Origin of the sequence: Mobiluncus porci, from assembly GCF_009695935.1 — a bacterium.
GTDB classification, from domain to species: domain Bacteria; phylum Actinomycetota; class Actinomycetes; order Actinomycetales; family Actinomycetaceae; genus Mobiluncus; species Mobiluncus porci.
The window spans coordinates 1-21,667 of record NZ_VUMY01000008.1; the positions used below are offsets into that span (position 1 = coordinate 1).

21 protein-coding genes and 1 pseudogene are annotated in these 21,667 nt (G+C 55.3%); 13 read left to right on the top strand and 9 right to left on the bottom strand.

The window, feature by feature from the left end:
- Positions 1-348, top strand: a pseudogene (locus FYJ63_RS11190) (hypothetical protein); the annotation flags it as partial.
- Positions 349-375: 27 nt separating this feature from the next.
- Here FYJ63_RS11190 and FYJ63_RS05370 read toward each other — a convergent pair.
- The 6 genes from FYJ63_RS05370 to FYJ63_RS05395 all read right to left on the bottom strand — a co-directional run bounded on the left by FYJ63_RS05370 (position 376) and on the right by FYJ63_RS05395 (position 5,076).
- Positions 376-1,638, bottom strand: a complete 1,263-nt coding sequence (locus tag FYJ63_RS05370) for an AlbA family DNA-binding domain-containing protein (RefSeq protein WP_338106833.1) — start codon at positions 1,636-1,638, stop codon at positions 376-378.
- Positions 1,639-1,667: 29 nt separating this feature from the next.
- Positions 1,668-2,915 (bottom strand): type IIL restriction-modification enzyme MmeI, encoded by a 1,248-nt coding sequence (locus FYJ63_RS05375; protein WP_154544553.1) that lies wholly within the window; start codon positions 2,913-2,915, stop codon positions 1,668-1,670.
- Positions 2,916-3,030: 115 nt separating this feature from the next.
- On the bottom strand, positions 3,031-3,708 hold the full coding sequence (locus FYJ63_RS05380) for a histidine phosphatase family protein (RefSeq protein WP_154544555.1): 678 nt from the start codon (positions 3,706-3,708) through the stop codon (positions 3,031-3,033).
- Between the two features lie 36 nt (positions 3,709-3,744).
- Positions 3,745-4,566 (bottom strand): HAD family hydrolase, encoded by an 822-nt coding sequence (locus FYJ63_RS05385; RefSeq protein WP_287848662.1) that lies wholly within the window; start codon positions 4,564-4,566, stop codon positions 3,745-3,747.
- A 99-nt stretch (positions 4,567-4,665) separates the two neighbouring features.
- Positions 4,666-4,764 (bottom strand): 30S ribosomal protein bS22, encoded by a 99-nt coding sequence (locus tag FYJ63_RS05390; RefSeq protein ID WP_003792170.1) that lies wholly within the window; start codon positions 4,762-4,764, stop codon positions 4,666-4,668.
- Between the two features lie 90 nt (positions 4,765-4,854).
- The gene (locus FYJ63_RS05395; protein WP_154544557.1) at positions 4,855-5,076 is read right to left on the bottom strand and encodes a helix-turn-helix domain-containing protein; all 222 of its coding nucleotides are present in this window, start codon (positions 5,074-5,076) and stop codon (positions 4,855-4,857) included.
- 285 nt (positions 5,077-5,361) lie between these two features.
- On the opposite strand from FYJ63_RS05395, the gene FYJ63_RS05400 reads away from it, so the two are divergent.
- Entirely contained in the window at positions 5,362-6,732 is a 1,371-nt protein-coding gene (locus FYJ63_RS05400) for a TrkH family potassium uptake protein (protein ID WP_154544559.1), read from the top strand.
- A 39-nt stretch (positions 6,733-6,771) separates the two neighbouring features.
- Positions 6,772-7,962: a DNA mismatch repair protein MutL gene (locus FYJ63_RS05405; protein WP_154544561.1), complete on the top strand. Its 1,191-nt coding sequence runs from the start codon at positions 6,772-6,774 to the stop codon at positions 7,960-7,962.
- Positions 7,963-7,965: 3 nt separating this feature from the next.
- On the opposite strand, the gene FYJ63_RS05410 is transcribed toward FYJ63_RS05405, so the two are convergent.
- Positions 7,966-8,628 carry a potassium channel family protein gene (locus FYJ63_RS05410; RefSeq protein WP_277027073.1) on the bottom strand — a complete coding sequence of 221 codons (663 nt, stop codon included), beginning with the start codon at positions 8,626-8,628 and terminating at the stop codon, positions 7,966-7,968.
- 198 nt (positions 8,629-8,826) lie between these two features.
- On the opposite strand from FYJ63_RS05410, the gene FYJ63_RS05415 reads away from it, so the two are divergent.
- The 10 genes from FYJ63_RS05415 to FYJ63_RS05460 all read left to right on the top strand — a co-directional run bounded on the left by FYJ63_RS05415 (position 8,827) and on the right by FYJ63_RS05460 (position 20,438).
- The gene (locus tag FYJ63_RS05415) at positions 8,827-9,111 is read left to right on the top strand and encodes a hypothetical protein (RefSeq protein WP_154544565.1); all 285 of its coding nucleotides are present in this window, start codon (positions 8,827-8,829) and stop codon (positions 9,109-9,111) included.
- A 217-nt stretch (positions 9,112-9,328) separates the two neighbouring features.
- Positions 9,329-10,846, top strand: a complete 1,518-nt coding sequence (locus FYJ63_RS05420) for an inorganic phosphate transporter (RefSeq protein WP_154544567.1) — start codon at positions 9,329-9,331, stop codon at positions 10,844-10,846.
- A gap of 24 nt (positions 10,847-10,870) precedes the next feature.
- A complete protein-coding gene (locus tag FYJ63_RS05425) occupies positions 10,871-11,161 on the top strand; it encodes a hypothetical protein (protein WP_154544569.1) in 291 nt (96 codons plus the stop codon).
- 301 nt (positions 11,162-11,462) lie between these two features.
- Positions 11,463-13,334, top strand: coding sequence for a molecular chaperone DnaK (gene dnaK, locus FYJ63_RS05430; RefSeq protein WP_154544571.1), 1,872 nt, complete (start codon positions 11,463-11,465; stop codon positions 13,332-13,334).
- A complete protein-coding gene (locus FYJ63_RS05435) occupies positions 13,331-14,170 on the top strand; it encodes a nucleotide exchange factor GrpE (protein WP_338106834.1) in 840 nt (279 codons plus the stop codon). Before dnaK ends, FYJ63_RS05435 begins: the two co-directional genes overlap by 4 nt.
- Before the next feature lie 51 nt (positions 14,171-14,221).
- The gene (locus FYJ63_RS05440; RefSeq protein ID WP_154544573.1) at positions 14,222-15,367 is read left to right on the top strand and encodes a DnaJ C-terminal domain-containing protein; all 1,146 of its coding nucleotides are present in this window, start codon (positions 14,222-14,224) and stop codon (positions 15,365-15,367) included.
- Entirely contained in the window at positions 15,364-15,891 is a 528-nt protein-coding gene (locus FYJ63_RS05445) for a heat shock protein transcriptional repressor HspR (RefSeq protein WP_154544575.1), read from the top strand. Before FYJ63_RS05440 ends, FYJ63_RS05445 begins: the two co-directional genes overlap by 4 nt.
- A gap of 70 nt (positions 15,892-15,961) precedes the next feature.
- Entirely contained in the window at positions 15,962-18,655 is a 2,694-nt protein-coding gene (gene clpB / locus FYJ63_RS05450) for an ATP-dependent chaperone ClpB (RefSeq protein ID WP_154544577.1), read from the top strand.
- Between the two features lie 145 nt (positions 18,656-18,800).
- Entirely contained in the window at positions 18,801-19,454 is a 654-nt protein-coding gene (locus tag FYJ63_RS05455) for a TetR/AcrR family transcriptional regulator (protein WP_154544579.1), read from the top strand.
- 45 nt (positions 19,455-19,499) lie between these two features.
- Positions 19,500-20,438, top strand: coding sequence for a serine hydrolase (locus FYJ63_RS05460; protein ID WP_277027086.1), 939 nt, complete (start codon positions 19,500-19,502; stop codon positions 20,436-20,438).
- A 4-nt stretch (positions 20,439-20,442) separates the two neighbouring features.
- On the opposite strand, the gene FYJ63_RS05465 is transcribed toward FYJ63_RS05460, so the two are convergent.
- On the bottom strand, positions 20,443-20,871 hold the full coding sequence (locus FYJ63_RS05465; protein ID WP_154544581.1) for a hypothetical protein: 429 nt from the start codon (positions 20,869-20,871) through the stop codon (positions 20,443-20,445).
- Between the two features lie 86 nt (positions 20,872-20,957).
- On the bottom strand, positions 20,958-21,650 hold the full coding sequence (locus FYJ63_RS05470) for a TrmH family RNA methyltransferase (RefSeq protein ID WP_277027092.1): 693 nt from the start codon (positions 21,648-21,650) through the stop codon (positions 20,958-20,960).
- Positions 21,651-21,667 lie beyond the last annotated feature (17 nt).

Here is a 21,667-nt window from a genome sequence, read left to right on the forward strand (position 1 = left end):
CCAGCTCTATACAATCGGACAGCTTCCGCACGGAACTGTAATGGATACACTCTTGACACTTTCAAATCCTTTCCCGTAAGAGCAAAATACCCACACCAAAAGCGTCAACACAACCGAGGCAATTCCACCGACCACAAGCTGATCGCTGACCAAATCAACGACAGGCAAACCCGACGCCGCGCCTACGAGCACTACCAACAGCAACTCGCCAAACTAGGCGACGATCACAACGTCCAGTACAGCCCGTTCCGCTGGCACACCCTCCTCGACCATGCCGAGGTCAACGAGGGCGGAACGATCAAATTCATGTTCAGGGATGCGACCGCCGCTATCGTAACGGCATACTAATCGCGGGTGAAGGCGCTACGCACCGGGCTAATTTTCCTGAAAATCGTTAGGTTCAGCCATGACCTTCAAATATTTGAGCCCACTTTGATTAATAAAATCTCTAGCGAGATCGTTCGCGACAGGTAGTATCTCGTCAAATGACGCGAGGGGATCCAGTCCGACTGTCAAGGGTTGGAATCTGATAATAGGTTCACTGTACTCAACGTCTAGGAGAAGGTTTGTGCGCCCCTCGGTCGTTCTGATGTAGATAGGTTCATCAGCAATCCCGACGAGACCCGCGCGGATCCTGTAACCACCATTCGTATGTCGCTCGGCAGCATATAGACGGAGCAGACTGAGGAAATCAATGATCGCAGATTCAATATGGGCTGACATGCAGTGATTTGGTTTTCCGAAAGGGAAATAATGGCTCTGCTCCTCACGCTCGGTCGCGATCCCCAGGCGATAGGTGCCTGCCACAGACCCATCATCAGATAGAAACCTGCGGCTTGGGAACCGTGTGGCGTCATCTCGGACGATCCATTGTCTGAGGCCTTTTCGAAGAGTACCGTGCTCCCACTTAAGTAGCGAGCTTGCGTTGGGGTAGATGAGTTCGGTGCAGAGCTCTGGCGAAGTAAAGCGGTGCGCTTCTGTTTCAGAAAGCCCTGGACTGGCAGAGGCAGGTTCTTGTGGAATTGCGACAACGACAATACAGACGCCTTCTCTGGGATCGAGCACTCTGCCGGTTTGTTCGTAGAGAAACTGAAGCCGCCGTTCGTCATCGTCGCGTTGCTGGAACCGCTCTCGGAAACCCCGCTCGATCTCTCGGTCGCTCATGAAAGCTGTGTGGGGACCATTCCTACGAGGGGCAACGAACGCATCGTTTCCTTTACGAGCAAAGTGCGGAGCTTCACGCGAGTCGGGAACTCGCATCATCACAATGTGACCATCGTCCTTGGGAAAGTCGAAAAACTCGAGCCCCAGAACGGATGGGCCAATGTGTGAGTAGGCAGTACGAAGGATCCGCTGATGCTCCTTGGCATTCCAATGAATCGGTCTAAGCTCCGAGGCAGCGCTCGTTTCCTTGTCCTCGTCAACGCCGAACACAATCCATCCGCCACCGCTGTTTGCCATCGCAGCGATGTCTTTTGCCGCTTCGTCATTCCAAGCCGGATCGCGAGAGTCGTAGAAGTCTCTCTTCCAATCAAGCGACGCAGTTTCCTGGACTCCCGCCTCAACGGCGCGTTCGATCAGTTCGATGGAAAGCTCACCAGGTTCGAGTCCTAGTGCCTGATGGATCGGCGTGAACACGAATACCCCCTCAATCTGAAAACTACCCCCTACGCCGCGACCGCGTAGGTTCCGCCAATTTGTATCCAATCCGTGCTGGAAGTTTCAAGATAACGCTGGCTTGCGAGCTTGTCTTGGAAGGCTGTCAGTCGGTTCGTTTTCTGACGCGGGGTAAGCGTCGTGTCATTGAGGATTGCTTCGAGTTCTGCTTTGAGGCCATCCAAGAACAGCGGGTCAATCACCTTGTGGATATTCACCGGATCCGTGTAGTGCATCCCGCCCGAACGGCGCGTTTCCGGGTTCAAAGTGCTCTCGAAAATCCCGCCGAAAATCGTCGGGCTGATCCTTGACCAGTCCGTGTCCCGCGCCGTGCGCTCAACAAGTAAGGTCTTTAACTCCGCCGTGAACTGCGGGATTTGAAACTCACCGGCAAACAACCCGCCATTCACATACGGGAAAGCCTTCAAGGTGTCAGACAGATACGGGTCACGCGCCTCTGGTGGCGTATCCAACACCTTGAACAAATCCAATAAGGCCGGGCGCATTTGCCCCGCCTCAAAACCCGAGAGATACCCCAGAAATGTGTCTTTACCGAACAGTCCCGCGTCCTCGGCATAGAGACAGAACACCAGCCGGACACACAACACATTCAACGCATGAGACTCCTCCACAGAATCCGGATCAAGATACTGGCGGCTCAAAGCTGCATGGAGCTCCCCAATAAGCTCGCCGGCCTTGATGGAAACCTCTTGCTCCAGGGTCTCCCGCGCAAGCGACGCGTCCAGCAGGAAATCCAACAAATGCGGCTTCTGGCGCAAATCCGCCAAACCAAACTCAAGGACGCCCTTCTCGGGATGTTCTTTGTTGAGGTCATGCACCCGAAACGTCAAGAAGTTTGAGACGATAATCCAATCCGGTTTCTCCCGATTTGGCAAAGCATCCACATAGCGCTTCGCCTGTTCAAAAGGCGTCACCAACGAGCCTTGCCGAGGTTCCGGACGATCCAAATCCACCCCGCCAGCCTTTTGTTCCACCAAAACCGAAGCCGCCGGAATCCGCACATCAATCAGACCATTACCCGCAGTCCTCTGCTCAAAACGACACTCCTGAGTAGCATTGCGAACCCCCAACACCCGCGACATCAGGTCCAGCCAAAAATTCTGTGTCTCCTGATCCTCCGAGACCCGCCCCGGCCCGCCACTGTCCGGCCCGTCCGCAAGCGCCTGCCAATAATCCACAAACGCACCCACATCTGCCCCCACCTCAGCCGGAGACCACAAAGAAACCTCAAAAGCCATAAGACAATCCTAGGGAATTCGCTACGCCGTTGGGTCGCACACTTTTGGCTACGTTCCCTTCAGTCTCGACGCCAAAGAGGGGCGACCCGCCGGCTAGGCTGACCCCCCAGCTCTGCTATCGACCGGTGTTGACGGAGGCGCCGGAGGTGCCGGGGGTGACGTCGCGGGCCTCGCGGACAAGAGCGTCAGCAGGAGAGACATATTCGAGGCCAATCAACGTACTGCCATCAAAATGGAAACTTGTCAGCGAGGCTAGCGCACACTCTCGGTTCCGAGGGTCATGCACCAAAGGTTTTCCCTCCACGAAGCGCCGTAAAGTCCAGATTGGCAACTGGTGTGAGACCGCTAAAGCCTCGCGTCCCGGTTCAGTGAGCGCCCGAACGTGAGCCACGGCGCGAAACATCCGACGCGCAATATCGGTGTAGTGTTCCCCCCAAGACGGCAGCCACGGCGCGAAATAGAGCGGCCAAAACTTCGGGTTTGCCAAAGACAAAGGCGATTGATGGATCTTGCGTCCCCGAAGTTTATTCCCCGCCTCGGTAAGCCTCGCATCAGTTTGTACCGGAAGGTCAAAAATTTTGGCGGCGGGAGCGGCCGACTCCTGGGCACGTTGCAGGGGCGAGGCCATAATCAAAGCAATATCCCGCCCGGACTCAGCCAGCCACTGCGCGGTCATCGCAGTCATCTCTCGTCCGCGCGAGGTTAATCCAAAACCAGGCAACCTCTCGTAGAGCACTCCCTCGGGATTGTCGACCTCCCCGTGGCGCATGACGTGAACTGTGGTGATGGGCATGAATACTCCTCCTCAAAATCCAACCGAAAAGCGTCTCTAGTGGCCAAACAACTTGCGCAAGAGCCGCACTGGAAGTTTGAACAGGCGGCGTAAAACGTGGCGCCACAAAACCTTTGCAGTCCACACCCCGCCCACGATCGTGGCCGGTAAGAGCGTGGTTCGCGCCGCCAAAGCGACCGAGGGGCGGCGGAAAGCAAAGTCGTAAATCGGCCAGTTACGCTGCTTGGCGATGCGGCGCAACTTCCACTCGGGATTCACCGCACAAGGATGTCCCACCAGGTTGAACATCTTTTCGTCCGACAAGGAATCCGAATAGGCGAAACAGGTAGAGAGATCCAAGCCGCGTTCCTCAGCGAGTTCCAAAACTGCCTTGGCTTTCATCGTGCCGTGAAGCAAGGACTGGGGCATTCTTCCGGTGTAGCGGCCATTATCATCGACCTCCACAATGGTTCCGAGCCCCCCAGTGAGGTTTAGGCGATGGGCCATTTGTTTGGAAATCTCTTGGGGAGTTGCCGAGACGAGCCAGACTTCGTGTCCAGCTTTTTGGTGCTTCTCTATAATTCTTAAGGTGCCGGGGAAGAGGCGTTCCTGGAGGAAGTGATCGTAGAGTTCCTCACCAATGAGCGCCAGGTCGGATTCGAGTTTGCCTTTCAAAATCCGCAGGGAGCGCTGTTTGATGCGTTCGATCCGCTTCTTGTTCTCTCCAAAAACCACGTAGAGCAACGACTGCCAAGCAGCGAAGAAGAAAAAATCCAGCCCAAAATACCCGCGTTGATAGAGGTCGCGAGCTAGGTACCAAGTTGAGGCGCCCCTAATCAGGGTGCCGTCGATGTCGAAGAAAGCTGCGGTTTTAGCCACGGGTTAATCCTAAATGGTCAAGTGATTTTTTCTCTGTCCCATAAATTCATTTTGGCAAAAAAGCAACGAGCCAGGTTGAAAACCTGGCTCGCAACTGCTTTATTTCTTGTTACGACGCTGGTGGCGAGTCTTACGAAGCAATTTGCGGTGCTTCTTCTTTGCCATCCGCTTGCGGCGTTTCTTGATAACAGAACCCACGCCGACCTCCTCATTAATACGACTACATTACGGCTGTATCAGCCGAATAAGTCTAACGGTTTTTCAAAAGGGCACCAAATGAAAGCGCCTTTACTGAGCTACAGCTTCGGAATCCTCGCCGACAATCCAACTATCCAAATTCGACTTGGAGAGTTCTTCGACCGCCTTCAAAGGAACACGGAATGACCGCTTGACCCGCACTGCGGGGAGATCCCCGGCATGCACCATGCGGTAAACCGTCATTTTCGAAACGCGAAGAAAATCCGCCACTTCGGCTACGGTGAGAAACCGTGGTGCTTGGTTCTGCGTCATCCCTGTCATCCTGCTCTTGCTCCGTAGTACGTAACTGTGACCACTTTGGCCACAGAGAAAACATTCGTACCATATGAAATATAGCCGGTTTTTCCCTAAAAGTGTTAGTTCTCGCCTCCTGAAATCCATTTTTGGGCCAAATTTGCCAGTTGTTAGCCCCAGTTTTCCTGCTCCAGACGCTAGATTAGGTAACGTTAAAGGCGCCACAAAAGATTCTCCACGGTACTTTTTGCCGCGTAACGGAGAGCGTCCGAAATAAACTACGTTTGTGAGAGCGAGGTGACGATGAAGGCCTGGGAAAATCTTCGGATTAGAAGCCAAAAATGGTTCGACGAGTTAGCAAGGCGAGCTCCGGCTAGGCTCACTCTCGCCATCTTCCTCGGCATTATTGCCATCGCGACCCTGCTCCTGAGCCTCCCCATTGCCACCCGCAGCCGAGTCCCCGCCACATTTGTTGATGCCCTCTTCACGGGCACTTCCGCAGTCTGCGTCACCGGACTTACCGTTGTTCCCACGGAAACCTACTGGTCAACTTTCGGGCTCATAGTCATCCTCCTGGGGATGAAAATTGGTGGCCTCGGCGTAATGACGCTGGCCTCCATGCTGTCCTTGGCGGTATCGCGCCACATCGGGCTCACCGCCCGTCTGTTGGCCGCGGGAGAAAAGAATTCCCACCTTGGTGAAGTTGGATCCTTGGTCAAGATGGCACTCCTGGTATCCCTCTCGGTGGAAGGAATGTTGGCGCTCTTGTTCTTCCCGCACTTCCTGCGACTGGATTACGGGATTCTCCGTTCCTTTTGGTACGCCATCTTCATGGCAGTGAGCGTGTTCAACAATGCTGGATTCGTCATCCTTCCGGGAGGAATGGGCCAGTTTGCCTCCGATTTTGCCTTCCTGATCCCCGTCATTGTGGGCATGATTATTGGTGCGCTGGGTTTTCCCGTGGCTCTAGACCTGGCGAGAAACTGGCGGAATTTGCGCTTGCTGAGTCTCAACTCGAAACTCACAATCACGACCTATCTTTCTTTGGTTCTAGTGGGCGGGTCGATTAACGCGGTAATCGAATGGAATAATCCTCGAACTTTCGGAGAGTTGGATTTAGCGGGGAAGCTTCTGGCGGCTTTCCTGGGCGGGGCAAATACGCGCTCCCTCGGGATTTCCACGGTTGACGTGGGTCAGATGCACCAGTCATCCTGGTTCGTTTCTGACATCATGATGTTTATCGGAGGCGGCTCCGCTTCAACTGCCGGTGGCATCAAAGTGACGACATTTGCGGTGATGGTTCTCGCCATTGTCGCGGAGATTCGAGGCAATCGCGATATTGAAGCCTTCGGAAGGCGGATTGGGCCCTCCACGGTGCGTCTCGCAGTGGCGGTGGTCGCAATGGGGGCGCTTATCGTCGGGGTCTCCACGACGTTGATGTTGATTCTTACGGACCTGCCGTTGGCGCAAGTGCTTTTCGAAGTCATTAGTGCCTTCGGGACGGTGGGACTATCCACGGGGATAACGGCCACCCTACCGGCCTCGGCGAAAGTGTTGCTGTCGGTTTTGATGTTTACGGGACGTGTGGGGACGATGACTTTCGGGGCGGCTTTGGCCATGAGGACTCGCCGGAGGGTGATACGATTTCCGGAGGAAGCTCCGAGTATTGGCTAGAGTGTTGAAGCTTTCGATCTCAAAGGAACACGAGGAACGATGGCGGTCCAAAGTTGGATTTTCCCTCATTTAGAGGCAAAAGTGGGGGCGTGGCGTCGCTACTGGGTGCTCTTGGTGGCCTTCCCGAAACTCTATGAGGATATTTTCAGCGGCACTACACTCGAGCAATTCTGTCTGCGTCTTGGTGACAAGTCCATGAAGAGCCTCATGCTGGACGCCTATACTCGCGCCCAAGCCAAGAAGGAACGCCACGCGTTGAAGGCTCTACAAAATGGGACAGACATTCGCGATATTCCCGGTTCCGACGTGGCGATTAGCTCCCTGAAGTTGCGTTACCGCGAGGTTATGGATGGCACCCAAGCCGGTCTTCATCTCGAAAGATTCCCCTACCTGGTGGAACAACTTTCAGTTGCCACCGTGACCTACACTTTCTTCCCCGACCTCCAGCCTCGCATTGGGGACCGCCTCCTCGGTTCCAAGGGACGCGCTTATGCGGATGAAATTTCCGCAATCTGGCTTAGCCTGCCACCGTTTCAGTACCTAAACCAAGATTTTCATCCCCTCGCCCAGCATTACCGCATCGGCTATTTGGATGAAAAAACTCAAAAAACCGTGTCCACCGTGGACTCGATAGAGAGGCCCACCGGCGAGATTCCCCGCTACGGGGATCCCCACGCCGGAACTCATCCCACGAACTTCCCCTGCATAGTGAGCTACGTGGGGCCGCTACCTCCGGTTCCCGATTGGTCAACCGGTTTGAGTTTTCCCGAGGCGCCGCTGGTGCAGTTCCCCTGCACCGTGGACCTTTTCGATGTGGACTGGACCGGAAGCGAGCTCCAGGCTGAGCACCCTGCCACGCGTTTTGAGAACCCGCCGCTGGTGCCTTTCGAGCGAGCCTACAACGTGAACTCCGTGGAGGCTTGGACTAGTTTGGTGGCGCGTTATCCTCTCGAATTCACCAACCGGCTGGTGAAAACCGAGTTCGAACGGCTCTCCGGCAAGGATGCCATTTTCCTTGGCTTGGACTGGGAGCGAGTGCGAAAAGATTACGATGTGGTGCATTTTGGATTCAATGCCGTCTTGGAATGCGCGGATGTGGGCGTGGACATAGAGCCCAGTTTGTTGACGCCCAATTTCTCATCGGTGGAGCAGCTCGCAGCCTCCGGCAAGCGCTTTGTGGCGATGATGTACCAGGTGGTCCCGGGGTCAACTGTCTGGTTGAGCCTGTGAGGGTTATGGGCGGTTGGCGAAGTCTTCCAAGAGCTTGCCGTCTCCGGAGACGATGATGAGGTCATTCGCGGCCACGACCGTGTCCGGACCGGCATATTCGAAATGTTGACCGGGGGAGATAACTCCAAGAATATTGACCCCATAGCGACGCCTCACGTCGGACTCCATCAAGGTGAATCCCTGAATCTCCGCAGGAGGACGCATCTTCACGATGGAGAAACCTTCGCGATCCATTTCCACATAATCAAGCATCCGCCCGTCCACCAGGTGAGCAGTACGGCGTCCCGCATCGAATTCGGGGTAGATGACGTGGTGAGCCCCGATTCGGCGGAGAATTTTGCCCTGTTCACGGCTGACAGCCTTGGCCCAGATTTGCTCCATCCCCAGGTCAACCAGGTTCGCGGTAATCAAGACGGAGGCCTCCAAGGCGCCCACTCCCACAACCGCGGCGGAAAACTCGGTGGCGCCGAGCTGCTCCATGGCATCGAGACGAGTGGCATCGGCTTCCACTACGGGAAACATCGGGGAGAATTGCTCCACAATCGCGGGGTCGTTTTCGACCGCCAGAATTTCTCGCTCGAGGGAATTCAACGTCATCGAAACAGCGGAACCGAATCGTCCCAAACCAATCACGAGTGTCCCGGAGGACTTTTCCTTTTCTGCCACTCTCAAAGTCTACCCATTGCTGAAGAATTCGAAAACACGTTTTTGTCAGGACAAATTTCGCGGTTCTGCTTTGAAAAACTGTGAGAAATTGCGCACTTGTAGGACTTAAGCTCCTAAAACCCTAATCAAGGGAGGAAACGAGCCGAAGTATCTTTGTGTAGCAAGAAGCTATCAGTTAGTGAAACCAAGGATGGAAAAATGAGCGACCAGAGCACTGCGACCCAGCGGAAGTCTAGTAAGACGTTTGCTATCGCCTCTGCGATGACGGCAGGGCGGAACGTCTACGACAATGCCCCGGTTTTTCCCAAGGTCGTGACTCCGGTGGATCTTTCCAAGACGTCTTCTCCCCACGCCTTCAATTCGGGGAATCTGGCTGAAGCCGTCAACAAACTTGTCGGACGTCCGTCTTTCAACGTTCCAGCGGCGGGAATCATGGGGATTCTCGGCACCCGCACTGTGGCGAACCAAGGATTCGCCGCCTAAATCTTTCTCCTTCATGATGTTCTCCCTAACGGGAAGGCGCCTGGCTCACAAGGTCGGGCGTTTTCCTTATGTTAAGAAAATCGAAAATAATTTTACATAGATTTAACAAAATCTGAATCTTCTGTTAACGCTCACTCCTTAGTATTGTCTTTGGGGGTTAAGGTTGCCCTCATCCGAGGAATGATCTTGAAACCTCTTTGAATACAGAGGATAATGCATGGCTACAACAGCTTTTATCATTCTTGCGATCGTGGTTGTTACCGCCCTTGCTTTCGACTTTACTAATGGTTTCCACGACACCGCCAACGCGATGGCAACCTCGATTTCTACCGGTGCCTTGAAGCCTTTTCAAGCGGTTGCCATCTCCGCAGTCCTGAACGTAGTCGGAGCGTTTCTTTCCGTGAATGTTGCCGCCACCGTCGCCTCCGGAATCGTAGACCTCAGCTCTTTTGGATTGATTGGTCAAGGGCAGGGCAACGGTATTGACCTGTTGATGGTGGTGTTTACCGCCCTTATTGGCGCCATTGTCTGGAATATGTTCACTTGGCTGCTGGGGCTTCCCTCCAGCTCTTCTCACGCTCTCTTTGGGGGCATGATTGGGGCTGCCTTCGCTTCGGTGGGAGCCGGCGGTGTGGAATGGTCGTCTATCCTCGGAAAAATCGTCATTCCGGCGGTGGCCTCGCCAGTTATTGCTGCCACGGTGTCAGCCTTCGGCACTTTCCTCGTCTACTGGATTACTTCCACGATTCCTCATGGGCGGAAAAACACCCACTTTCGTCACGGTCAGGTTATTACCGCCTGCTTGGTGTCCTTGGCTCACGGGGCGGGGGACGCTCAAAAAACCATGGGTGTGATTTTCTTAGCCCTCATTGCAGCCGGTAACGCCGATGTCAACCAGAGAATACCCTCGTGGGTCATTATCGCTTGTGCTCTAGCCATTGCTTTGGGAACGCTTTCGGGAGGGTGGCGGGTTATCCGCACCCTCGGTAAGGGGCTGGTTGATCTGGAATCTCCCCAAGGTATGTGCGCCGAGGCCACTTCTGCCGCCATCATCTTGACTTCGGCTGCGGGCGGAATGGCTCTTTCCACCACCCACGTCACCACCGGCGCTATCCTCGGAACCGGTCTGGGAAAGAAGGGTGGCGTGGTTCGCTGGGGTGTGGCGATGCGGATGGCATCAGCCTGGGTTATCACCTTGCCTTGCTCTGCGCTGGTTGGCTACTCGACCTGGTGGATTGCCCATTTCTTCGGCCAGATTCACCCTCTGGTAGGCGCCTTGGTGGACTTTGCGATTCTCATCGGGATGGTCGGGCTGATTGTAATCCGTTCTCGGAAGACTGCGGTCGATGCTTCCAATGTGAACGAAGAGTGGGATGCCAACTCGGAGAGCGTGGAATCCTCGATGGGTGGCAGCGCTACTGAGGCTATCGAAAAGACTCTCGAGCGTGATGTGGAAGAAATTCTGCAAGGTGGCATTGATGCGGCCGCGGCCGCGGCGCCGGTGACGACGAAGACTCGAGCCCAAAAGATCCAAGAGCTCCGAGAACAGCGGATGGTTTTGGTGAAACAGCTGCGCGATATTGAAAGAGAGCTGGAAGATGTTCTCTTCGCCGATGATAATCTTGTCGGCGAGGCGAATCCCGCTGACGCAGAAAACAAGATCCCCGTAGGCGCTGCCACCCCGCAAACTGCCGCTGGGAATGCTGCGGCGACTGCTAGTGGCGATGCGAAGTAAGCGGAGTGGAAAGGATATATGGCAATGACCGGAACGGAAATGATTGTGGCGATTCTTCGAGTTGCTGGTTTGGCGGTAGTTTTCGGGGCAGGGATTCCGATGCTCTACGCTTTGGGAATGCGCGCACAGGCTGGGGAGCCGGTTCGCGATGAAAACGGTGTGGTGATTGACGACACCGACCCCACCCCTCATATGCGCGCCCTGGGCTACGCCACCTATGCGGTTTTGGCAGTCATTATTGTGGCCGCTATCTTGTGGATTGCCAAGGATTCTTTGGCGTATTACCTGAACTGGAAACCTTTCGGGAGTCTCTGAATCTTAAAGGGGGTTCATCAAGAGCCGGCCGCATAATCGCCTAAATTCACATTTTCTCGCTCGAGGACGGACTAACTCGGTTCGTCCTCCAACGTTTTTTACCCGCAGGAATAAACCCCCAGTTTCAAATGTTGAGTTAGGTAGACTCAAGTTTGGGAGTTTCAAGTGGACAAGCTATCCCCTAGACGGTAAACTTGAGTCGTAAGAACTCAAGATTTGCCCAAGAAGCAGTGTGAGTGTTTAGTGACCGGCTAAAACTCATTCTTGAGCCCCAAAACTAAACAAGGAGTTAGGAACAACAATGGCAAAAGCAGTAGGTATTGACCTCGGAACTACGAACTCTGCCCTGGCAGTGCTGGAAGGCGGGGAACCCACAATTATCGCAAACGCGGAAGGAATTCGTACCACCCCTTCAGTGGTGGCTTTCTCGAAGACGGGGGAGGTTCTCGTCGGTGAGGTGGCGAAGCGTCAGGCAGTCACCAACGTGGATCGCACGATTTCTTCGGTAAAGCGACACATGGGCACTGATTGGAAAGTCAAGATTGATGACAAAGAATACACGCCCCAGGAAATCTCGGCGCGCGTCCTTGGAAAATTGAAGCAAGACGCGGAAGCCTACCTCGGCGACAAGGTAACCGATGCGGTTATCACCGTGCCGGCGTACTTCAACGATGCTCAGCGTACCGCTACGAAAGAAGCCGGCCAGATTGCGGGATTGAACGTTTTGCGTATTGTGAATGAGCCGACTGCCGCGGCGCTGGCTTACGGCTTGGAAAAAGGCAAAGAAGATGAGCTCATCTTGGTCTTTGACCTCGGTGGCGGCACCTTCGACGTGTCTTTGCTGGAAGTAGGTAAAGATGAAGACGGCTTTTCCACGATTCAGGTTCGCGCCACGAACGGTGACAACAAGCTCGGCGGCGATGACTGGGACCAGCGCATTGTTGACTGGCTGGTGGAACAGGTGAAGAACAAGGACGGTGTGGATCTTTCGAAGGACAAGATTGCGCTGCAGCGTCTGCGTGATGCCGCGGAACAGGCGAAGAAGGAACTGTCCTCCGCGATGTCTACCAACATCAACTTGCAGTACCTATCGATGAGCGAAAACGGCCCGATTCACTTGGACGAAAAGCTCACGCGGGCGAAGTTCGAGGAAATGACCGAGGACTTGCTGGAGCGGACTAAGACTCCGTTCAACAACGTCATCAAGGATGCGGGCATTAAGCTCGACGAGATTGACCACGTGGTGATGGTTGGCGGTTCGACCCGTATGCCGGCAGTGACCGAGGTGGTCAAGGAACTGACTGGTGGCAAAGAACCGAACAAAGGCGTGAACCCCGACGAGGTCGTGGCCGTTGGCGCTGCGCTCCAAGCGGGTGTTATCGAAGGCGACCGCAAGGACGTTCTCTTGATTGATGTGACCCCGCTGTCGCTCGGCATTGAAACCAAGGGCGGAATCATGACCCCGCTCATCGAGCGCAACACGGCCATTCCGACCAAGCGTTCCGAAGTGTTCTCGACCGCAGAAGACAACCAGCCTTCCGTATTGATTCAGGTTTACCAGGGTGAACGCCAGTTTGCGCGCGACAACAAGCCGCTCGGAACCTTCGAACTGACTGGAATCGCGCCGGCTCCGCGAGGGCTCCCGCAGATTGAGGTCACTTTCGACATCGATGCCAACGGTATCGTTCACGTCTCGGCTAAGGACCGCGGCACCGGCAAGGAACAGTCCATGACCATCACCGGCGGATCTTCGCTTCCGAAGGATGAGATTGACCGAATGGTGAAGGAAGCAGAAGCTCACGCCGCCGAAGACAAACAGCGCCGCGAAGATGCCGAGGTGCGTAACGGGGCTGAACAGGCTGTGTACCGCATCGAGAAGCTCCTGAAGGACAACGCGGACAAGTTGCCGGAAGATACGGTGGCTCCGGTGAAGGAAGCTTTGGAAAACCTGAAGAAGGCTAATGAGGGCGAGGACATCGAGGCCATCAAGACCGCCATGAGTGAGCTCGAGGAGAAGTCTCAAGCCATTGGTCAGGCTTTGTACGCGAATGCCCAGGCTGAAGCGGAGGCCGGCGAGTCTAACTCGGGCGCCAGCGCCGATAGCACTTCCGAAAACAAGGAAGATGACGACGTTATCGATGCGGAAGTTATCGACGAAGAGGAAGACAAGTGAGTGAAGACAAACTGAACCAAGCGGCTCGGAAAGCCTACGCTGAGGTGCAAAAAGAGTCTGATGAGGCTCGCGAGCACAAAGAGCAGGCCGACCAGTCGAAGAAAGGCAAGAAAGACAAGGGTAAAGCCGGGAAGAGCGATGCGGAGTTGAAACCGGAAACTTCTGTCGAAGATTCTTCCGAGACTTCCTCCGAGGGGGCGGAGGAAAACACCGAGACAACAGGTGTTTCCCAGCCCGCCTCGGAGGAGGCCTCCACGGACCAACTCGAAGACGAACTTGCTCAAGCCCAGGAAAAACGCATTGCGGAGCTGAAAGATGAACTGGCGAAAGTGAAAGATGAGCTAGCTAGAGCTCATGCCGATCTTTACAACCTGCAGCAGGAATACAACGCCTACGCCCGTAGGACGAAGGCGGAAGTTCCGCTCCAGCAGGAGGCCGGAGTTGCGAGTGTGGTCAATGCGCTGATGGGCGTGCTTGATGACATTGAACTCGCGCGAGTCCACGATGACCTCAAAGGGTCTTTCGGAGCGGTGGCGACGAAACTCGAGCAAACTCTGGAGACCAACTTCAAGGTGAAGCGCTACGGAGCCAAAGGCGATACCTTTGACCCGAACCTGCACCAGGCCATTCAGATGTCGGAGGGAGCCGAAGGCGATAAGCACGTGATTGATCAGGTGGCTCAGCCCGGTTATCTCGTCGGGGAACGCGTCCTGCGTCCCGCGATGGTGATAGTGGGAACCGCGACTTCGGCTGAAAAAGGCTCGGCAGAAGCCAAGTCTGGAGAGGCGGCCTCGGAAGGGGACTCGTCAACTCCAGATGAGAGCGACAACCAGTGACGATAAGCCAGCGGCAGCAAACGCTATCCAATAGAGAAAGGGGTGAAAGCGATGGGCTCTAATGATTGGCTTGATAAGGATTATTATTCGATCCTCGGGGTCACCAAGGGCGTATCTGATAAGGATCTCAAGAAGGCATATCGGAAACTTGCGCGGAAATATCATCCGGACCAGAATCCGGGCGATAAGGGTGCGGAAGAAAAGTTCAAGACTATCGGCGAAGCGTATGCGGTGCTCTCCGATCCGGAACAACGCAAGAAATATGATGCGCTGCGGGCGATGGCTTCGGGCGGTCCGCGGTTCCGCGCCGGCACCTCGCGTCACGGAACCCCAGACGATTTCGAAGACGCATTTTCCGCCATGTTCTCTTCGGGATACGGCGGAGCTACGGGCTCGGCTCGGTATTCGGGAGTGAATCCGGATCTGAGCGACATCTTAAACATGTTCACCACTGCTGCCGACGCTGCGGAGCGCGGGGGCCGAGCTGGAGGTCCGGGAACATCCTACCCCGGGTTCGGTGCCACGTTTCCCGGAGCGGGAACCCAGTTTTACGGCAATACCGCGCGTCATCCGGGCGGCACTGGTGGGAGTAGCGGCCCTAGTGGTGCTGAGTCTGGTACGGGCAACCGATGGTTCTCGTTCCGCGCGCAAAATGGCGCGGATGTCTCGGCGTCCACCAAACTGACCTTCAAGCAGGCCTATAACGGCGCGACGGTGCGGTTGAAGTTGCGCGGGGAAACGATAACCGTTCGGATACCCGCTGGGGTCCGTGACGGCCAAAAGATTCGGTTGAAGGGCAAGGGACAGCCGGGTTCCAACGGCGGAGAGCCGGGGAACCTGGTGGTGACTTGCCACGTGGAACCCCACCCGTATCTGAGCCTGGACGGCCACGACCTGCGCTTCACTTTGCCGGTAACTTTCGCGGAAGCCGTGGAAGGCAGCCAGGTCATCGTGCCGCTGCCAGACGGCAGTACCGTGAAGGTAAATGTGGCTCCAGGTACCCAGTCTGGGGAAGAAATCCGGATCCCCGGTTTTGGCTTGAAAACGAAAACTGGACGCGGAGATCTTCGCTTGACGGTTCAGGTCGCGGTTCCGCAGAAGCTATCGAAGGCGGCAAAACAGGCCGTGGACGACTTTGCGGCGGCTACGAAGGATGCCAATCCTCGCGCCGAGTTAGACAAGCTGGTGACGCTATGAGCCTCTTTGATGAATTGGCTTCCTGTCTGGCCATGCTTCGCGAGGCCAACATTCGCCTCGAAGCCAAGCTCTACGACGAGGAACTCAGTGAAGTTGAGGCGCAACAAGCCTGGTCGCAGCCGAGATTTAGGGTGGGTGATGCGGCCCGCCTCACGGGGATGCACCCCCAGACTCTGCGCCAATATGATCGGCTCGGCCTGGTAGTGCCCGGTCGAACTGGCGGGGGCGGGCGTCGCTATTCCCTGCGCGATTTGGCGCATCTCCACGAGGTTCAGACTCTGTCTCAAGAAGCCGGGGTAAACCTCGAGGGGATTCGCCGGATCATGGAACTGCAACGGCGCGTGGACGAGTTGGAGGCGGAAAACGCCCAACTCTCCTTAGCGGCCGGGGCCTCCAATCGAGTTTTTGCCGCCAACTCGACAGGAGAAGTCACGTCTTTGACACGCGGAGAGAGACCGGAAAAAACCCGCTCGGTGGGATTTCCGGTGTCTCGGTCCTCTGCCCTAGTGCTGTGGAGGCGGTAGCGAAGCGCCGATTTGGGGGTGCTTTACCAAAGGGAAATTTCCAGGGGTAAATGGAGAAAGGAACTAAACAATGGATCACAAATTAACTACGAAGTCCCAGGAGGCGATTGCTTCCGGACTACAAACGGCTGCTGCAGCGGGAAATGCGATGCTGGAGCCAATCCACATTTTGGCAGCACTGTTGGAGGATCGAGAAGGCATTGCCTTCCAGATTCTGCAAAAGATTGCCGACGCTGATGCAATCGGGGGAGAGGTGCGCCGCGCCCTGGTGGCTTTGCCGGGGGCGTCCGGAGAATCCGTGGCGCAACCCCAGCCTTCCCAGGCCGCGCTGAAGGTGGTAAGTACCGCCGGCACCTTCGCCCAAGAACACGGGGATGACTATGTCTCTACGGAGCATTTGCTGTTGGCTTTGTCAAAGAATGACGGCAAAGCCGGAAAGATTCTCCGTGACGCGGGAGCGAGCGATAAGAAGATTCTCAAAGCCATTGATGACATTCGCGGAGACACCAAAGTGACTTCCCCGAATCCGGAGGCCACCTTCAAGGCCCTGGAGAAATATGGCGATGACCTCACGCAGCGGGCGATGGACGGCAAACTCGATCCGGTTATCGGTCGTGACGCCGAGATTCGCCGCGTCATCCAGGTTTTGTCTCGCCGGACAAAGAACAATCCGGTTCTGATTGGTGAACCCGGCGTCGGTAAAACCGCGGTGGTGGAAGGTCTGGCGCAGCGTATTGTCGCGGGGGATGTGCCGGATTCTTTGAAACATAAGCATTTGATTGCCCTGGATTTGGCGGCCATGGTCGCGGGAGCCCAGTATCGCGGCCAGTTCGAGGAACGTCTGAAGGCGGTTTTGGAAGAAATCAAGAACGCTGAAGGCGAAGTCGTGACCTTCATTGATGAGCTCCATACCGTGGTGGGAGCCGGAGCCTCGCAAGGCTCGATGGATGCTTCCAATATGTTGAAGCCCATGCTGGCTCGCGGGGAGCTTCGCCTGGTGGGTGCGACGACCCTTGATGAATATCGGGAACACATCGAGAAAGACCCCGCTTTGGAACGACGGTTCCAAACTGTGTTTGTGGGAGAGCCCTCGGTGGAAGACACGATTGCGATTCTGCGTGGAATTGCCCCGAAATATGAGGCCCACCACAAGGTGACGATTGCTGACGGCGCTTTGGTAGCGGCCGCCCAATTGTCGAATCGGTACATCTCGGGGCGCCAACTTCCGGATAAGGCTATTGACCTGATTGATGAGGCGGCTTCGCGGCTTCGGATGGAGCTTGATTCTTCTCCGGAGGAAATCGACCAGTTGCGCCGCGAGGTGGAACGCTTGAAGATGGAACTTTCCTATCTGGAATCCTCCGACCCGAATCGGGAAGACCCCGCCACGGCAGGCCGTCTGGAAACTCTGCAAGCCAATTTGTCGGATAAACAAGAGGCTTTGGATCGCCTAAACCTGCGTTGGGAAGCTGAAAAGGCCGGCCACAACAAAGTCGGCGAGCTGCGCGTGAAGCTCGATGAGCTGAACACTGCCCTAGAACAGGCCATGCGCGAGGGTCGGTGGGAAGACGCCGGTCGTCTCCAAAACGGGGAAATTCCGGAGGTACAACGCCAGATTGAGGCCGCGGAAACTGGCGAAACCAATGCCGCTGACTCCGACAATTCTGGAACGAGCGGTACAAGTTCGGACGCTCCGATGATCGCCGAAAAGGTTGATGCCTCTGAAATCGCCGAGGTAGTCGCTTCCTGGACGGGAATTCCGGTGGGCAAGCTCCTTACCGGTGAGTCAGAGAAACTTCTCCACATGGAGGAATACATCGGGAAACGCCTCATCGGCCAGAAGAACGCCGTGCGGGCGGTGGCAAACGCGGTGCGACGCGCGCGGGCCGGAGTATCTGACCCGAATCGGCCCACCGGATCTTTCTTGTTCCTCGGACCCACGGGTGTCGGAAAGACAGAGCTGGCGAAAGCGCTGGCGGAATTCCTCTTTGATGACGAAAGAGCCCTCACTCGCATCGACATGAGCGAATACGGGGAAAAACATTCCGTAGCGCGCCTTATTGGAGCCCCTCCGGGCTATGTCGGCTACGAAGAGGGAGGCCAACTCACCGAAGCGGTGCGGCGCCGTCCTTACGGGGTGGTATTGCTCGATGAAGTGGAAAAAGCGCATCCGGATGTGTTCGACATTTTGCTGCAGGTGCTGGATGATGGACGTTTGACTGACGGTCAAGGGCGCACGGTTGACTTCCGCAATGTCATTCTCGTGTTGACATCTAACCTCGGTTCTCAATTCTTGATGGAACCGGGTGGGAGTCCGGCGGAGAAACAGAAGCAGGTACTTGAGTTGGTGAGAGCCTCGTTCAAACCAGAGTTCTTAAACCGTTTGGACGAGACGATACTCTTTGACTCCCTGTCTACTGAGGATCTGGAAAAGATTGTTGACATCCAGATTACTCAACTGACTAATCGGCTGCAGGACAACCAATTGACCCTGGAAGTGACGGATTCGGCGCGGGGCTGGCTGGCGATGACCGGATACGATCCGACCTACGGGGCGCGCCCGTTGCGGCGCCTCATTCAACGTGAGATCGGAGACCAGCTAGCCGAAAAATTGCTTTCCGGTGAAATCGGCCGTGGCGATACGGTTGAGGTAGATATTCCTGATTTCAGCCCGACAGATTTGATTGAAAGTGGGGATTTGAGCGAATTGACAGGACCAATGTCCGACCAATACCGACTGAATTTGCGTGTAAAATTTAACTGACAGGCGTTTCCTGGGAAAATCTAACCAGCGAAACGTGGAACTTTACCAGTCGGTAAGTTATATTTAGATTAAGGGTTCATGAATGTTACCTGGATTTTTTCAGGGAATAAGCGTGAGAGCCTGAAAGTCTAACTATGGAGATGAGATGTCCTCTTTCGAAAGACGTGAGCGTGGCCCCTATGCTTCTGGTCTGGCTCGGCGCGAGGCGATTCTGGATGCCGCCGTTGATCTGCTAGCAGAGGTTGGTTATCACGGCATGTCTCTGCGCGACGTCGCTAGAAATGTGGGCATCTCTCATCCCGGGGTTATCTACCACTTCCCTTCAAAGGAAGTTCTCCTGATGAGCGTCGTGGATCGATATGAAAAAGAGATGGGTTTTGACCTCAAAGAATTAGCGAAGCTTAATCCCTTGTCCCTGCTGGATGCAGTGCTGGAAGTTCTTTCCAATATGGGGAAGAACGCCATGATTATCGAGGTGGAATGTATGCTTTTGGTGGAAGCCTCTTCCAACCTTCATCCGGCTCACGACCACTACGAGGAAAGAAACCGACTGTTCCGTTCCATTCTGACTACCGCCTGGGCGCAGTTGCAATCCGAGGGGCGAGCCGAGGTGACGTCTAATCCGGAAGATATCGCGAATATTCAGATGTCGCTTTTCGACGGGATTATGAGTCAGTGGCTCTATTCTCACGATTTGAAGGCCCCGAGTCAGATGGCGCGTTTCTATCTCCACATGTTCACCCCGGAGACCAGTGCGGAATGCTTGGTACATTACCGCGAAGCCGGATGGCTGCATTGAGCGGATCGGTTTTACGGCGCCACGTAGTGAAGAGAGGATAGTGTGGTGGGGACTGTTGCTATTGGTCAGTTAACACCGGAACACCTCCCCACCCGCCGCGAATTTGGCTTTCCCTATGCGCTAGCGGTGCTGTCGCGGCAACCTTCAGGGGATGTCTATGTTTGGACTGGATCCGCAACGCCGAAAGATTTGGAACGACCGTTCAAATGGATGTCGGTGACGAAGTTCTTGGTCGCGACTGCTTTTTGGGTGCAGTCTCTTCCCTCTGCCGGTTCAACAGTGATGCCCCTGGATCTAGCTGTAGGCCCACCGGCGCCACCAGGGGTGCGGCTCGTGGATTTACTGGCGCACTGTTCGGGTCTCCCCTTTGATGCGCCCGCGGATAATATGGGTATCCGTTTCGGCATCGCCAATCCCGACGAGCGTGCTATCGAGCCCTTCACCAAGCGAGTCTATTCAAACTATAACTTCGAACTTGCGGGAGCCTTTGCTGAATCCCGACTCGGAGTCCCCTGGAACGATTGGGTGGGACGGGTCATCACGGGACCTCTTGGAATGAATGGTACAAAATTGTCGGATTCTCCCGCCTGGGGAGCGGTGGGCCCAATTGTCGATTTGGCGAGGCTCGCGGCCGAAATGCTGTCTCCATCACTAACTGGTCTCACCGCTGCTGACATAGACCGATTTTCAGCGCCAGTTCACCCCGGCCTGCGCGGAGTTCTCCCCGGATACGGTCATCAAAAGGACAATCTCTGGGGGACGGGAGTGGAAGTCCACGGGGCGAAAACGCCACACTATCTTCCCGAGTCCTTCCCGTCCGAAGTCATTGGACACTTTGGCCAGTCGGGATCTTTTATCTGGGTGGATCGCGCGGCGGGCGCGGCGGGCGTTTTTCTTGGCGCGGAGAAGTTTGGCCCCGTCCACAAGGCGCTGTGGCCTCGTTTGAACGCGGAAATTCGCCAACTCGCCCTCCTCGCGCGCTAAACCCTTACTCCTGAATCTTAGGCGTCGAATCGGCATCGTCTTTCTTGAAGACGAGTTCCAGGGCGATCAACAAGATTGCGAAAAGTATTGGGGCCACAGGCCAGATGATCCAGGATCTTTCCCAATTCATAGTCAGGAAACTGTAGCTGAGATAGATAGCTACGATGCTGCGCCAATTAATCCCAGCGTTTCCGGCCATCTCGGATTTGAAATACTTGTTGGTAACAGTGAAATCGCCTTCTTGTAAAAGTTTCTTTTGCGCTCCATGAGGCATTGCCACCGTAATGATGAGGTACACCCCGATGCCTGTCAAAACCAGGCTCAGGGACAAGAAAGTCTGAACTCTCTCGTCGAGGATTTCAGACAGGAAATCCCAGGCTGCAGCATTTGTCAGGCCGAGAATAAACAAACCACCCGTACTTGGAACTTTCAATCGAGTGTGCAACCAGCGGTTGCATCTGCGACAAACCCCAGTTTAACGGGGTTTGAAAGCGGTGACACGAAGATGAAAGACACGAATTATTGGGGTCTGCGAGGTTGATTTTGGAATACCCAGGCCCACATCGAAATCGCGGCGGCGTGACCAACGTTGAGGGAACGAGTGGAGCCGTATTGAGTAATTTGTATCAATCGTTCCAAAATGTCTTGCATATCGTCGGTAAGGCCTTGAGATTCTTCTCCGAAAATCATCAAGCAGCGTTGGGGGAGCTCACAATCTTCCAAGGGCTTAGCACCGGGGAGATTATCCATTCCGATGATGGTGAGCCCGCGAGAACGCGCATAGGCGGCCAAAGCGGGGGCGTCTTGATGAAAGTGCACATGCAAATACCGATCCGTCACCATCGCCCCGCGACGGTTGAAACGCCGACGCCCCACAATATGAACGTGGCGTACCCCGAGTCCATTGGCGGTTCGGATGATGGAACCGATGTTGAAGTCGTGGCCAATGTTTTCAATCGCAATCTCCAAAACCGGCACGCTCAAATCGCTCGGGTCGGGCTCAAGCTCGCGGTCTAGCTGGGCGGTGATAGCCTCGTTAGTCCAATAGCGGAAGCGGTCAGGAACATTGCGCCGGTCGCCTTCCGCTAGGAGCGTGGGGTCGTATTCTTCACCGATAGGACGGGGTCTGTCAGCCGGCCACGGGCCCACCCCGACGACTGGTGTCAGCTCGCCATTCGGAAAGTTTTCCGCGTCATTTTTCGTCTCTTCCACAAAACTCACTCTATGCT

Excerpts from the sequence above, each read along its gene's own strand:
- FYJ63_RS05375 (WP_154544553.1), bottom strand. The coding sequence starts at position 2,915 with ATGGCTTTTGAGGTTTCTTTGTGGTCTCCGGCTGAGGTGGGGGCAGAT.
- FYJ63_RS05380 (WP_154544555.1), bottom strand. The coding sequence starts at position 3,708 with ATGCCCATCACCACAGTTCACGTCATGCGCCACGGGGAGGTCGACAAT.
- FYJ63_RS05395 (WP_154544557.1), bottom strand. The coding sequence starts at position 5,076 with ATGACGCAGAACCAAGCACCACGGTTTCTCACCGTAGCCGAAGTGGCG.
- FYJ63_RS05400 (WP_154544559.1), top strand. The coding sequence starts at position 5,362 with ATGAAGGCCTGGGAAAATCTTCGGATTAGAAGCCAAAAATGGTTCGAC.
- FYJ63_RS05405 (WP_154544561.1), top strand. The coding sequence starts at position 6,772 with ATGGCGGTCCAAAGTTGGATTTTCCCTCATTTAGAGGCAAAAGTGGGG.
- FYJ63_RS05415 (WP_154544565.1), top strand. The coding sequence starts at position 8,827 with ATGAGCGACCAGAGCACTGCGACCCAGCGGAAGTCTAGTAAGACGTTT.
- FYJ63_RS05420 (WP_154544567.1), top strand. The coding sequence starts at position 9,329 with ATGGCTACAACAGCTTTTATCATTCTTGCGATCGTGGTTGTTACCGCC.
- FYJ63_RS05425 (WP_154544569.1), top strand. The coding sequence starts at position 10,871 with ATGACCGGAACGGAAATGATTGTGGCGATTCTTCGAGTTGCTGGTTTG.
- dnaK (WP_154544571.1), top strand. The coding sequence starts at position 11,463 with ATGGCAAAAGCAGTAGGTATTGACCTCGGAACTACGAACTCTGCCCTG.
- FYJ63_RS05440 (WP_154544573.1), top strand. The coding sequence starts at position 14,222 with ATGGGCTCTAATGATTGGCTTGATAAGGATTATTATTCGATCCTCGGG.
- FYJ63_RS05445 (WP_154544575.1), top strand. The coding sequence starts at position 15,364 with ATGAGCCTCTTTGATGAATTGGCTTCCTGTCTGGCCATGCTTCGCGAG.
- clpB (WP_154544577.1), top strand. The coding sequence starts at position 15,962 with ATGGATCACAAATTAACTACGAAGTCCCAGGAGGCGATTGCTTCCGGA.
- FYJ63_RS05455 (WP_154544579.1), top strand. The coding sequence starts at position 18,801 with ATGTCCTCTTTCGAAAGACGTGAGCGTGGCCCCTATGCTTCTGGTCTG.